This is a genomic window from Flavobacterium sp. LAR06 (assembly GCF_041946075.1).
Taxonomy (GTDB): domain Bacteria; phylum Bacteroidota; class Bacteroidia; order Flavobacteriales; family Flavobacteriaceae; genus Flavobacterium.
Genome location: NZ_JAUTYT010000001.1, coordinates 564,096 through 577,130, shown reverse-complemented (window position 1 = coordinate 577,130; position 13,035 = coordinate 564,096). Strand labels below are relative to the sequence as shown.

Sequence of the window (13,035 nt, the reverse complement as noted above, 5' to 3'; positions counted from 1 at the left end):
CTAATCTTTTTGTTCTATTCTAAAACCTACGTCTGTGATACCATCTAACTCCTCAACACCTGGTATTTTACCAGATTGTCTAACAGCTTGTTTAATATGTACTTTGTAATTTCCTCTAAACTTAACGCCTTCTTTATAGTACAGTTTACTTTCTTTAATATCTGTAAAACCGTTTCCTAATAATGTTCCGTCAGGGTTTGCCATTTGATATTCTAACGTATCTACTTTTGTGAAACCGTTTGGCATTTCAAGAGCCACAATTAAAAACAAATTATTGAATGGATAATTGTTATTGTCCCTCAAATTTACAAATAAATTGTATTTTTTGGTGGAATCTAAAACGGGCAAATCAAAAGTTACAACGCTGTCTTTATGCCATGCACTTCCAACAGATTTGTACTCATCAAACACTCTTTTCTTATCACAAGAAAAAAGAAGAATTGCTGCCAAAAGAAGAATTCCGCTATTTTTTATTCTCATTTTTAGTAATAATTATAGGTTTTCTTGGCTCAGCTGGCTTATTGTCATTCGAATTATTTGGCTTATTCGACTGATTTTGCTTGTTGTGCGGTTTATTCGATTTATTCGGATTACCGCCAGCTGGTTTATTATTGTTATTATTATTATTTCCTTGTTGAGGTTTGTTTGGCGCTGGGGCTGCCACAACCGCACCTTCCGCATTTGGTTTGCGTTTACGGTTTGGTTTTTTCTTTTTCTTCGGTTGATCAAAACGAGTTAAACTCTCCTGACCCATTGCGTTATTAAAGTCTTTTTCAGGCTCCGAAACAACTTCTATAGCAAAATCTTCCAATGAAGAAACTTTGTTTTTCTGTTTATTTTCAGCAATAATCTCTTTTACCTGATCAATTTTCAAAACATGCCAGTTTGCAAAATTATTGGTATAAGCAAACCACATTAAACCCTTAAAAATATCTTGTTTTTGACAGATTGCATCTCCTTTTTCGGTTACTAATTTAGTATCGTAGTCCGGAAAATCTTTCAGTGCATCCATGTAAGTATCAAGCTCATAATTTAAGCAACACTTCAATTTTCCGCATTGTCCTGCTAATTTTTGAGGATTTAATGAAAGTTGTTGGTAACGCGCTGCCGATGTGTTGACACTTCTAAAATCAGTTAACCAGGTCGAACAGCAAAGTTCACGTCCGCAAGAACCAATTCCACCTAAACGAGCCGCTTCCTGACGGAAACCAACTTGCTTCATTTCAACTCTTGTACTAAATTCTTTAGCAAAATCTTTAATCAAAAGTCTAAAATCGACTCTGTCATTTGCAGTATAATAAAACGTCGCTTTCGATCCGTCTCCCTGAAATTCAATATCAGAAATTTTCATCTCTAATTTATGCTGAATTGCCAATTCACGCGCACGAACTTTCATTGGCTCTTCACGATCACGCGCTACAGACCAAATATCGATGTCTTTTTGAGATGCTTTTCTATAAATTTTTGGAACTTCATTGCTTTCGTGGTTTACACCTTTCTTTTTCATTTGAATTTTTACCAATTCGCCTGTCAAGGTTACAATTCCAATATCATGTCCTGGCGATGCAACAGTTGCTACAATATCACCAATACTTAAAGTTAATTTCTCTGAATTTCTAAAAAATTCTTTGCGGCCGTTTTTAAAACGAACCTCAACACAATCAAAAATTGCCTCTCCATTAGACGGGCTCATGTTAGAAAGCCAGTCAAAAACCGTCAATTTATTGCAGCTATCGGTACCGCAAGTCCCATTATTTTTACAACCCTTTGGTGCGCCACCATCTGAGGTTGAACAACTTGTACATGCCATAATTATATATGTAGTGTTGCAAAAAGCAACTTAAGTTCATAAACGTTTAATCGGTAAAGATAGTATTTTTTTTAGTTTGCTTTTTATGCATTAAAACTAAATGCTTGTTAAATAAAAAAACCTATTTCACATCTTGCAAAATAAGCTTTTTAAAAACATTTTAAGTAAAAATTTTAAGTTTCCTTCACTGGTACCTTTTCCAACATAAACTTTCTTTTGAGTTGCAGCAGATCCTGGAATGTCGCTCCATTCTCCTAATTCTTGCCCCTGATAATAACCTGACCAAAAACCACGATTGTAAACGGTATTCAAGGCTTTCATCCAAACTTCGCCTTTTTCTTTGGCAAACGTTTTTTCGTAATAAGAATCTATTGCTTCTCTATATGTTTTAATTACGGTTGCAACATATTCCGGAGCACGGCCACGACCTTCAATTTTTAAAACCTGAATTCCAGAATCGACAACCTGATCCAGAAAATCAAGTGTACATAAATCCTTTGGCGACATCATATATTCGTTATCCAATTCGATTTCAAAACCCGTCTCCTGATCGATAACAATATATTTTTACGGCAATTTTGTTTGCAGGCTCCACGATTTTCCGATGAATTATGCGAGTGCAACCTCAAATAACATTTTCCTGAAACCACCATACACAAAGCACCGTGTCCGAAAATTTCGATTTCAACTAAATTTCCACTTGGGCCTTTAATTTGTTCCTTCTCAATTTGATCGGTAATTTTCTTTACTTGGCGCAAGCTTAATTCACGGCTTAAAACCATTGTGTCTGCAAATAAACTATAGAATTTTATGGTTTCGATGTTGGTCACATTCAATTGCGTTGAAATATGAACTTCCATCGAGATGCTTCTTGCCATAGCAATAACGGCTTGGTCAGAAGCAATTACAGCCGTAATATTGGCTTCTTTGGCTCTGTTCAAAAGTGTTTTTACAACAGATAAATCATGATCGTAAATTATCGTGTTCAGCGTCAAATAATTTCTAACATTTTTTACTTTACAGCGATTTGAAATTTCAGGCAGATCATCCATTGTCAAATTTACTGTTGAACGCGCACGCATGTTAAGTTGTTCTACGCCAAAGTAGATTGAATATGCGCCATTATCGAGCGCAGCCTGAAGTGACTCAAAGCTCCCTGCGGGAGCCATGAGTTCAATTTTCTTATAAAATGTCATTGTGAATTAATTTTAAAGCTTACTTTTTTCTCTTAAAATTAACTTTATGTGGTATTTGAACGTGCTAAAGTTTTGCACTTAATATAAAAACAATTATTTTTTTTACAGACTTAGAGTATATAATTTTATTCTAAAATCTTATATATTTTATCAGACAATCTAATTCTGAAAGGCACTTCAAAAGTAACAATATCGCCAATTTTAGCAGTTGTACTTGCTACTCCGTCGACAATCATTTTTTCTAAAATCAATTCCTGATTACCAGTAGTAGGCCCAGAAATTAAAATTTTATGCCCAAGGTGCAATTCTTGGTTTTCAACAGTAAATTGTCCTACTTGTGCTTTCACATAATAATGCTCCGCTTTTCCAACCAGTACTTTTTTTACCTTTATTTTTTGTCGAATATCAACTGGCTTTTCGGCCGCGGCCAAAGCAGTATCAGCTAATTCTCCTGAATGCTTGAATTTCAAATTTTCAGATTTGCCTTTTCTAAAAACTTTATTTCCAACTTGTTTTCCAGTTCTCAAACGAACCTGATCAACTAAAGGCATGTGGATAATTTCAAGACATTCTGTAGAACAGCAATTTTCCATTGCAGTTTTACATTCATCACATTGAATGAATAGCAAATGGCAGCCGTCATTTTCACAATTGGTATGATTATCACAAGGTTTTCCGCATTGGTGGCATTGTGAGATAATATCATCGGTAATTCTTTCACCCAGACGATTATCGAATACAAAGTTTTTTCCAATGAATTTGCTTTCTAAACCTTCCGCTTCAATTTGTTTAGCGTAATTAATGATTCCTCCTTCTAATTGATAAACATTTTTAAATCCCTGGTGTTTAAAATAAGCACTTGCTTTTTCACAACGAATTCCACCAGTACAATACATTACCAGTTTTTTATCTTCTTTATGGTTTTGAAGTTGTTCATTAATTATAGGCAAACTTTCTCTAAAAGTTTCAACATCGGGAGTAATGGCGCCTTTAAAATGCCCCACTTCACTTTCGTAGTGATTTCTAAAATCAACTACAATCGTATTTGGGTCGTCCAGAATTTCATTGAATTCTTTGGCTTTCAAGTGAATGCCTATATTGGTAACATCAAAAGTTTCATCGTTCAAACCATCAGCAACGATTTTATCACGAACTTTAATCGTCAATTTTAAAAAGGAATGATCATCATGTTCTACAGCTTCATTCAATCGTATGCCTTTCATAAAATCATAAACTTCAAGAGTTTTTCTGAAAGCTTCCAGATTTTCTTCTGGAATACTCATTTGAGCATTTATTCCTTCAGTGGCGACGTAGATTCGGCCTAAAGCATCGAGCTTATTCCAGGCTAAAAATAAATCATCGCGAAATTTTTTGGGATCTTCGATTTTGGCGTACGCATAGAAAGACAACGTAAGTCGTTGTTTACCTGCATCATCGATCATGATGGCTCTTTCTTCTGCGCTTAAAGTGTTGTACAGTTGCATGCTATAAACTAATTTAAGTTGAGAATTTTTTTGAGGTGCAAAAGTAGGGAAAAAGGTTCTAAGTTACAAAGGTTCTGAGGTACTAAGGTTTTTTTTAAAGCGAAAAACTAAAGTTGCGATTTTTTTCCATATTAATCTTCCTCATCCAACAATGCCTGTTTGACCGCATTTAATTCAGCAATCTTAGCTTCGCTTACTTTTGGATATTCTAAATCCATTTCGTCTAAGGCATGAATTATTGCAGATGCAATTGCAATTCGCGCATACGATTTGTTATCTGCAGGAATAACATACCAGGGAGATTTTTTAGTTGATGTGTTTTTTATTAATTCTTCATACGCATGCATATAATCATTCCAATAGCCACGTTCTTTTGCATCTGTGGGACTAAATTTCCAGTTTTTATCCGGGTTATCTACTCGTTCTATAAATCTTCTTTTTTGTTCTTCTTTTGAAACATTAAGAAAAAACTTGATTACGACAGTTCCGTTCCTGTTAAGGTACCTTTCAAAATTTCTTATGTCTTCAAAACGATTTTCCCAAATATCCTCAGTAATCAATTTTTCTGGTATTTTTTGACTTTTCAGAATCTGTTCGTGAACGCGAACCACCAAAACCTCTTCGTAATACGAACGATTAAAAATGCCAATACGCCCTCTTTCGGGTAAATGTTTTTGACAACGCCACAAATAATCATGATCTAATTCTTCAGAACTTGGTCCTTTAAAAGAAGACACTTGACAGCCTTGTGGATTTATGCCAGACATAACGTGCTTAATTGCACCGTCTTTTCCAGCTGCATCCATAGCCTGAAAAATAAGCAAAACCGACCATTTATCCTGTGCATATAGAATGTCCTGCATGGCAGCCAATGCTTTTACTCCCATTTGCAAAGTTTCTTTAATTGCTGATTTTGATTCATTTCCAAAATAAGAAGTGGGTCTCTTCTTTAACGTAAAACTTTTATCCTCACCCACACAATATTGCTCTGAAAACTTTTTTGCCTTATGCAGTAATTCTTTTTTACTTAACGCTTTTAGATTGCCTGAAGCACCATCTAAACTCTTCGATTTTACTTTATTTTTTTTTGACATAACAGGAATTTTTAAAATTAAAATTAGAAAAAATCAAAAATAGATTCTTACAAAAATTGCAGTTTGGCGGTGATTTATAGCTTTTAGTCGATTTTATTAACAATTGAAGATCAATTAAATATAAATTTAAGAAAAAATGGGAATGAAAAATAATATTTCAGATCTTAATAAAAAAATGTTAACTTAGCTAATGAATTATTTGGTTTTTAGTTAGTTGAGTTTTAATAAAATTTAATAAAAAATTAAAAATGAACAGAATTTACTCTCCGGCAATTTTCTTGCTTTTTTTATTGCTATCCTGTAAGAAAGAAACTCCTCCAGTTCCCAAGCCTCTCGAAATTCAAATTGTAAAAGTGCTGCAGCAAGATGTAAATCTTGAATCGGAATTTACCGGTGAAACATTTGGACAATCTGACATTCAAATTAACCCCAGAGTTGATGGTGTTATTGAAAGCTTAAACTTCAAAGAAGGCAGTTTCGTAACCAAAGGGCAGTTGTTATACACAATTGATCCCTTGCCTTTTCAGAATAAAGTAAGTGAGGCAGAGGGAAAATTAGCCGAAATGCAGGCCAGATTATCCAAAACCAAATCGGACTATGAAATGATGGAGCCATTAGCCAAAATGAACGCTGTTAGTCAAAGGGAGTTAATTGCTGCAAGATCAGCTTATAATGCTTCTCAAGCGGGTATTAAAGCGGCATCGGCCAATCTTAAAAATTCAAAAATAGAATTATCCTATTGCAATATTGTTGCGCCAATTTCGGGATTGATAGGAATATCAAAAGTGAGAGTAGGCGATTATGTCCGTCCTGGCGCAGTATCCGTGTTAAATACCGTTTCAGATCTTGGAGATATCAGAGTTCGCTTTACCATGAGTGAACAAGAATATCTTCGTATTTTCAGAGAAATATCTAAGAAAGACTCAAACTTAAAAAAAGCAGGAAAATCAATTTCTATTCAATTATCTGATGGTTCTGATTATCCTCAAAAGGGACAAATCAGTTTTGCAGACAGACAAATTGATCCAACGACAGGTGCAGTAACTTTTGAAGCCGCATTCTCTAATCCGGACAAATTGATTCGCCCTGGACAATATGTAAAAATTCATGTTGTGACCGATGTTCGTAAAGATGTAATTGTGATTCCACAGCGTGCGGTTATAGAAGTACAAGGTATTTATCAGGTCTATGTTTTAGGAAATGACAACAAGGTGCAAATGCAAATTGTAAAACCAGGTCCGGCCGTTAAAAATGGATATATTATTGAAGAAGGTTTAAAAGCCGGCGATAAGATAGCCATGGGAGGTACTTCATTACTGAAAAATGGAAGCATTATTACACCAAAAATCGCACAATGGGAATTAGGTGAAAGTGAAACTACAGCTACAAAATAATCTAGATATATAGTATTATGGGAGAATTTTTCGTTCGAAGACCTATCGTCGCTATTGTAATCAGTATTATCATTGTGATACTTGGATTACTGGCATTACAAAAAACGCCTATTTCGCAATATCCGGATATTAACCCTCCTGTTGTAAAAATTACTACCTCTTTTACAGGAGCTAATGCCCTGAATGTTGAGCAAGCAGTTGCAACACCAATTGAGCAAAAAGTAAATGGTGTTGAAAACATGTTATACATGAAGTCAATTAACACTTCTGACGGTGCCTGTACAATTGAGGTAACTTTTGATGTGGGAACCAATTTGGATAATGCCAATATGCTTACGCAAAACAGACAAAATCAGTCTGCTCCTTTTATGCCTTCGAGTGTAAAACAACAAGGGGTTGTGGTAAAGAAATCTTTGTCTTTCCCAATGATGCTTTTCACTATTACATCGACCAATCCTAAATATGATGCTAAGTTTTTAAACAATTATGCCAGCATTAACGTTGTAGATCAATTGGCTCGTATAAAGGGAGTGGGAGAAGTTACTCTATTTGGAGGAAGTGATTATTCGATGAGAATTTGGCTTAAAGCCGATATGATGAGCAAACTTGGCATTACAGTCGAAGATGTTAAAAATGCACTGAATGCTCAGAACATGATTAGTCCGGGAGGAAAATTTGGTGCTGAGCCCGCGCCTGCCAATACCGAATTCACTTACGGTGTAACACTTCAGGACCGATTGGTTACTGAAAAAGAATTTGGAAATATAGTTGTTCGAAGCAAACAAGACGGAGCTCAGGTTTTAATGGAAGATATCGCCCGAATTGAATTAGGAACAGAAAATTACAGCTCAACAGCCCGAAGAAACAGTTCGCCAAGTGCCGTAATAGCAATGTACCAAATGCCAGGAAGTAACGCTCTTGATGTAGCTGAAACAGCAAAAAATACAATGAAGTTATTATCTGAAAAATTCCCACAAGACATAGAATATCAGGAATCGTTAGATACTACTTTGGCCATTACTGCAGGGGTTGACGACATTGTGCACACGCTTTTTGAAGCCATTATATTAGTTATTTTAGTGGTTTTTATATTTCTACAAAACTGGCGCGCTACTTTAATTCCCCTGATTACAGTTCCTGTTTCTCTTATTGGAACCATTGCCGTTTTTCCATTATTAGGTTTTTCAATCAATACACTGTCATTACTTGGATTAGTATTGGCAATTGGTATTGTGGTTGATGATGCCATTGTGGTTGTTGAAGCAGTAATTCATCATATAGAACACGGAAAAACACCAAAAGAAGCTACCGTGCAGGCCATGAAAGAAGTGTCTGGTCCAGTAATTGCAATTGCATTAATTTTATGTGCCGTATTTATTCCTGTTGCGATGACACCTGGAATAACCGGACGATTTTATCAGCAGTTCGCCATAACCATTGCCGTATCGGTCGCATTCTCGGCATTTAGTGCGTTATCACTAAGTCCCGCCCTCTGCGCCATGCTATTAAAACCAACAAAACCTATTGAAGAACAAACCGGATGGTTAGCTAAGTTTTTTGCCGGATTTAACAGAATCTTCGAAAAAGTTACTGGGAAATATATTAGCGGAGCGACCTTTTTTGCTAAAAAGGCAATTCGAATTGTACTTTTACTGGTAGTAATATTAGTTGCTACTGCATTTTTAGGAAAGAAAATTCCATTAGGATTTATTCCTGAAGAAGATCAAGGCTATGTTTTAGTAAATATTGCATTGCCTCCTGCATCATCATTACAGCGTACAGATGAAATCTCAAAAAAGGTAGATAGTTTCCTAAAAGAAGAAAAATCGATCTTGTCTTATACAACTATCAATGGATTTAGTATGCTTACTAACTCCTATCAGCCTAACAATGCCTTTATTTTCATCTCATTAAAACCTTGGGAAGAAAGAGCAGAAACAGCCAAACAATTTGTGGACAGACTTAATATAAAACTGGCTACCCAAATTACGACCGCCACTTGCTTTTCATTTGGCCCGCCGGCAATTCAAGGTTTAGGTGCTTCTGCCGGTTTTAGTTTGATGCTGCAGGACAGAGGAGGTAACACACCTCAATACTTAGCCGAACAAACACAAGCTTTTATTGCTGCCGCACAAAAACGCCCGGAAATAAAAAGAATTTATACCACTTTTAATGCTGGAACTCCACAGATTAAATTAGATATTGACAATGACAAAGCCATGAAATTAGGCATTCCTGTTTCTAAAGTTACAGAAGCATTGGGAGCCTTTTTAGGAGGAAGTTATGTAAATGACTTCAATCGCTTTGGCCGTCAGTACAAGGTTTATCTCCAAGGAGAAGCAGCTGATCGTGTAAAGCCAGAAGATTTAAATTTGATTTATGTAAAAAACAATGCCGGTGATATGTTGCCTATATCGACGCTTGTTACAGCAACAAAAGTAACAGGTCCGGATTTTACAAATCGTTTAAACTTATTCCGATCTGCAGAGATTGGAGGAAGTCCAAATGATGGCTATAGTAGTGCCCAAGCCTTGACAGCGTTAGAAGAAGTTGCCAAACAGACTTTGCCGGCAGATATGAGTTTCGATTACATTAACTTGTCTTATCAGGAAAAACATTCGCCGGGAGGAGGTTCAGTTTTCATAATGGCATTGGTTTTTGTATTCTTGATCCTTGCTGCACAATACGAAAGCTGGAAACTGCCTTTTAGTGTATTACTTGGAGCTCCTTTTGCTGTTTTTGGTGCCTTTTTGGGATTAATGCTGGCAAGATTAGGAAGCGATGCCTATGTCAACAACGTTTTTGCCCAGATTGGCCTCGTATTATTAATTGGTTTAGTGGCCAAAAATGCCATTCTGATTGTAGAATTTGCAAAAGAAGAATATGAAAAAGGGAAACCACTCTACGAATCAGCGATGACGGCAGCTAAACTTCGTTTTAGGCCAATCCTGATGACGGCTTTCGCTTTTATTCTTGGAGTTGTCCCGCTGCTGACTGCGACAGGTGCTGGTTCGCAGGCACGTGTCGTAATGGGAATGGCGGTATTTAGCGGTATGTTGATTGCCACAGTGCTTGGAGTATTAATTGTTCCTGGATTGTTTGTAATGATCGAAAACATCGGAAAAAAGAAGGATGAGGTTGTAGCAACTGAAATAAGTACGGATTCAAAAACTACAGATCATGAATAAAGTAAAAATAGTAATCGTTATTCTTACTCTGGCAGTATTGCCTACAGCTTGTCTGGTAGGGCCAAAATATCAAAAGCCAGAAGACCCTCAAGCGGCTAATTTCCGTTACGGACCTGGATATGCTGATACGCTAGCTTCTGTAGTCAACGTAAAATGGTTTGATCTTTTTAACGATGATGTTTTAAAAGGACTCATCAATAAAGGTTTAGAAAACAACTATGATATGAAAATTGCGATGGCCCGTATCGAACAAACCAGAGCAGAATTAGGATATACCAAAGCCGATTTACTGCCTGCTGTTGGTTACAGTGCCACGATTAATAGTAATGAAAAAGCTTTTATGCCTTCAAATGCATCGGCTAATTTATCTTGGGAGTTGGATTTCTGGGGAAAAATTCGCCATGAAAACAGAGCGGTTCAGGATGAATTGATAGCGAGTGAAGAAGGGCGAAAAGTAATTCTTTCTAATCTGGTAAGCGATATTGCAGTTGCTTATTTTGAGCTTCGCAATTTTGACAATCAATTAATCATTACCAATCAAACACTCGAAACCAGAAGAAAAGCCTTTGATATCATCAATGCGCGATTTTTGGCCGGATATGTTTCTGAAGTAGACAAAGTTCAAATAGAACAGCAGGTGGCAATTGCAGAAGCAGTTTTACCATCCATTCAAAGACAAATTACGATGAGAGAAAATACCATTTCAATATTAACGGGTCAGGCACCAGGACCAATTGAAAGAGGAAAAACGGTTATAGAACTTCAGGTAGCTAATACTATACCTGTTTCGATTCCTTCCGTTTTGTTAAGAAACAGACCAGATGTACGACAAGCTGAAATGTATTATATGGCTTCTAATGAAAGAATTGGTGTAGCGCAGGCAATGCGTTTCCCTTCTTTTAATATTGCAGCACTTGCAGGATTCGCAAGTCAGGATGTAAGCAATTTATTTAACGGTTCTTCTTATTTACAAAATGCCAGCGGTTCGGTTGTTGGTCCTATATTTAATTTTGGGAAAAACAAAAGAAGAGTTGAAATCTATAAACAAATTGCCGAAGAATCCAGACTCTCCTACCAAAAAACTTGTATTGTGGCTCTTGCCGAAGTAGAACAATCCTTGCAAAATATAAAAACCTACAAAGAGGAATGGGCTGCAAGAGACAGACAGGTAATTGCAGCAAGAAAAAATTTAGAATTATCTCAAGCCAGATATTACAACGGTTATGTTTCCTATTTGGAAGTCCTTGAAGTACAACGCTCTCTCTTTGATGCCGAATTAAGTCTATCCGATTTAACGCAAAGCCAACTAGCTTCAATGATACAGCTTTATAGAGCTTTAGGCGGGGGATGGAATTGATTCTAAAGTTGCTAAGAATCTAAGTTACTAAGATTTTAAAAAAGTATATAAAAGCAAAAGCACTATAGAAATATAGTGCTTTTTTATTTTTAACCTTAGTAACTTAGAGTCTTAGAAACTCAGAAACTAGAATTAGCAAAATTCATTAAACGCATCTTGCAAATTCTCAGCGATTAATTCAGCTGGACGTCCTTCGATGTGGTGACGCTCTAACATGTGAACCAATTCTCCGTTTTTGAACAAAGCCATAGAAGGCGATGATGGAGGAAAAGGGAACATATGTTGTCTTGCAGCATCAACAGCTTCTTTGTCAACACCAGCGAAAACTGTAATTAAGTGATCTGGTTTTTTAGCGCCTTCTAAACTCATTTTTGCTCCCGGACGTGCATTTCTTGCAGCACAACCACAAACAGAGTTTACAACAACTAAAGTGGTACCTTCAGCTTTGATAGCATTATCTACAGCGTCAGCACTATGTAAATCTTGAAAACCTGCAGCAGTCAATTCAGCTTGCATTGGTTTTACCATTTCTTCTGGATACATATTGTTTATTTTTTAAATTTTACTTTTGATTTTGCAAAGTTACAAAGTTTACTCGCAACTACTTAATTTGAAGTATAAAGTTTTGTTATAGTTCGATCGAAAAAGTCGAAAGTTTGAAAGTCTTAAAGTCGAAAGTCAAAATCAGAACTTTATAAAGGCTTTATTGTTTGGTAAACTTCTTTTGATAAGGATAGGTTTCATAAACTGTATTATCCTCGTTAATAGAAAATCCTTTTGCAGAGTCTTCTCTGGCAACACCAACTAAAGCCACAACTTCTTCTCTTGGTTTGCCTTGTTTTAACCAGCAGATTGCTTTGTAATATTTTGCGTCCGAGAATTCGGGATATATTTTAATTGCCTTATCAAAAATCGCAATTGCTTCGTCCCATTTTTTCAATTCATACTTCGCAATTCCCTGATAAAAATACGCAGTAGGATGTTCTAAATTCTGTCTGTTTTTATAAATATCAGCGACATAATCATCCAAAAGTTTTTCTGCTTTTTGATATTCATTCAATTGTAAGTAACAGATGCCCATGTAAAAACTAAAAGAATGATCCATTACATAACTGTTTCCATAAAGTTTAATACATTCTTCAAAATCTTTAATGGCATCTTTATAAGTATGTGCAAAAATGCATTTTATAAAAGCCCTGTACGGCAACCAGCGTTCTTTCTTATAAAATACAGCTTTGTCTAAATACTGCATTCCAACTTCGTACTTTTTACATTTAAAATAAGGCATTGCTTTTTGTTGCCACAAATAAGCAACAGTACTGTCTTTTTTCAAACCCTGATCCAGGCATTCCTGCCATTCGGTCATTTCGAAGACGTAATTGTGTTTTTCAGCACAGTTGGTTAAAAATTCTTCGACAATTGCATCATGTGCTTTGTTTGTTGATACCTGAGCAAAGGATAGAGCAGTAAAAAAGAAGCAAATTCCTAAAATAGTTTTTTTCAAGATTAGAG

At 36.0% G+C, this 13,035-nt stretch carries 9 protein-coding genes and 1 pseudogene; 3 read left to right on the top strand and 7 right to left on the bottom strand.

The window, feature by feature from the left end:
• The 5 genes and pseudogenes from Q7C23_RS02490 to Q7C23_RS02470 all read right to left on the bottom strand — a co-directional run bounded on the left by Q7C23_RS02490 (window position 1) and on the right by Q7C23_RS02470 (window position 5,584).
• Window positions 1-480, bottom strand: a complete 480-nt coding sequence (locus Q7C23_RS02490) for a gliding motility lipoprotein GldH (protein ID WP_375031017.1) — start codon at window positions 478-480, stop codon at window positions 1-3.
• A complete protein-coding gene (locus tag Q7C23_RS02485) occupies window positions 464-1,810 on the bottom strand; it encodes a regulatory iron-sulfur-containing complex subunit RicT (protein ID WP_072969938.1) in 1,347 nt (448 codons plus the stop codon). Before Q7C23_RS02485 ends, Q7C23_RS02490 begins: the two co-directional genes overlap by 17 nt.
• A 192-nt stretch (window positions 1,811-2,002) precedes the next feature.
• Window positions 2,003-3,006, bottom strand: a pseudogene (locus tag Q7C23_RS02480) (peptidase U32 family protein); the annotation flags it as partial.
• Between the two features lie 125 nt (window positions 3,007-3,131).
• The gene (locus Q7C23_RS02475) at window positions 3,132-4,490 is read right to left on the bottom strand and encodes a rhodanese-related sulfurtransferase (protein ID WP_375031016.1); all 1,359 of its coding nucleotides are present in this window, start codon (window positions 4,488-4,490) and stop codon (window positions 3,132-3,134) included.
• Window positions 4,491-4,621: 131 nt separating this feature from the next.
• Window positions 4,622-5,584 carry a polyphosphate kinase 2 family protein gene (locus Q7C23_RS02470; protein WP_375031015.1) on the bottom strand — a complete coding sequence of 321 codons (963 nt, stop codon included), beginning with the start codon at window positions 5,582-5,584 and terminating at the stop codon, window positions 4,622-4,624.
• A 248-nt stretch (window positions 5,585-5,832) separates the two neighbouring features.
• Here Q7C23_RS02470 and Q7C23_RS02465 point away from each other — a divergent pair, with 248 nt between their 5' ends.
• The 3 genes from Q7C23_RS02465 to Q7C23_RS02455 are packed head-to-tail and all read left to right on the top strand — an operon-like array spanning window position 5,833 to window position 11,523.
• Window positions 5,833-6,978 carry an efflux RND transporter periplasmic adaptor subunit gene (locus Q7C23_RS02465; protein ID WP_375031014.1) on the top strand — a complete coding sequence of 382 codons (1,146 nt, stop codon included), beginning with the start codon at window positions 5,833-5,835 and terminating at the stop codon, window positions 6,976-6,978.
• Window positions 6,979-6,995: 17 nt separating this feature from the next.
• Window positions 6,996-10,166: an efflux RND transporter permease subunit gene (locus tag Q7C23_RS02460; protein ID WP_375031013.1), complete on the top strand. Its 3,171-nt coding sequence runs from the start codon at window positions 6,996-6,998 to the stop codon at window positions 10,164-10,166.
• The gene (locus Q7C23_RS02455) at window positions 10,159-11,523 is read left to right on the top strand and encodes an efflux transporter outer membrane subunit (RefSeq protein ID WP_375031012.1); all 1,365 of its coding nucleotides are present in this window, start codon (window positions 10,159-10,161) and stop codon (window positions 11,521-11,523) included. The genes Q7C23_RS02460 and Q7C23_RS02455 overlap by 8 nt, the downstream gene beginning before the upstream one ends.
• Window positions 11,524-11,655: 132 nt before the next feature.
• On the opposite strand, the gene Q7C23_RS02450 is transcribed toward Q7C23_RS02455, so the two are convergent.
• Window positions 11,656-12,066 (bottom strand): BrxA/BrxB family bacilliredoxin, encoded by a 411-nt coding sequence (locus Q7C23_RS02450; protein WP_026982321.1) that lies wholly within the window; start codon window positions 12,064-12,066, stop codon window positions 11,656-11,658.
• A 160-nt stretch (window positions 12,067-12,226) separates the two neighbouring features.
• The gene (locus Q7C23_RS02445) at window positions 12,227-13,027 is read right to left on the bottom strand and encodes a tetratricopeptide repeat protein (RefSeq protein ID WP_375031011.1); all 801 of its coding nucleotides are present in this window, start codon (window positions 13,025-13,027) and stop codon (window positions 12,227-12,229) included.
• Window positions 13,028-13,035 lie beyond the last annotated feature (8 nt).

Bases quoted from the DNA above. Each gene is read 5' to 3' on its own strand.
- Q7C23_RS02490 (WP_375031017.1), bottom strand. From the start codon at position 480: ATGAGAATAAAAAATAGCGGAATTCTTCTTTTGGCAGCAATTCTTCTT.
- Q7C23_RS02485 (WP_072969938.1), bottom strand. From the start codon at position 1,810: ATGGCATGTACAAGTTGTTCAACCTCAGATGGTGGCGCACCAAAGGGT.
- Q7C23_RS02475 (WP_375031016.1), bottom strand. From the start codon at position 4,490: ATGCAACTGTACAACACTTTAAGCGCAGAAGAAAGAGCCATCATGATC.
- Q7C23_RS02470 (WP_375031015.1), bottom strand. From the start codon at position 5,584: ATGTCAAAAAAAAATAAAGTAAAATCGAAGAGTTTAGATGGTGCTTCA.
- Q7C23_RS02465 (WP_375031014.1), top strand. From the start codon at position 5,833: ATGAACAGAATTTACTCTCCGGCAATTTTCTTGCTTTTTTTATTGCTA.
- Q7C23_RS02460 (WP_375031013.1), top strand. From the start codon at position 6,996: ATGGGAGAATTTTTCGTTCGAAGACCTATCGTCGCTATTGTAATCAGT.
- Q7C23_RS02455 (WP_375031012.1), top strand. From the start codon at position 10,159: ATGAATAAAGTAAAAATAGTAATCGTTATTCTTACTCTGGCAGTATTG.
- Q7C23_RS02450 (WP_026982321.1), bottom strand. From the start codon at position 12,066: ATGTATCCAGAAGAAATGGTAAAACCAATGCAAGCTGAATTGACTGCT.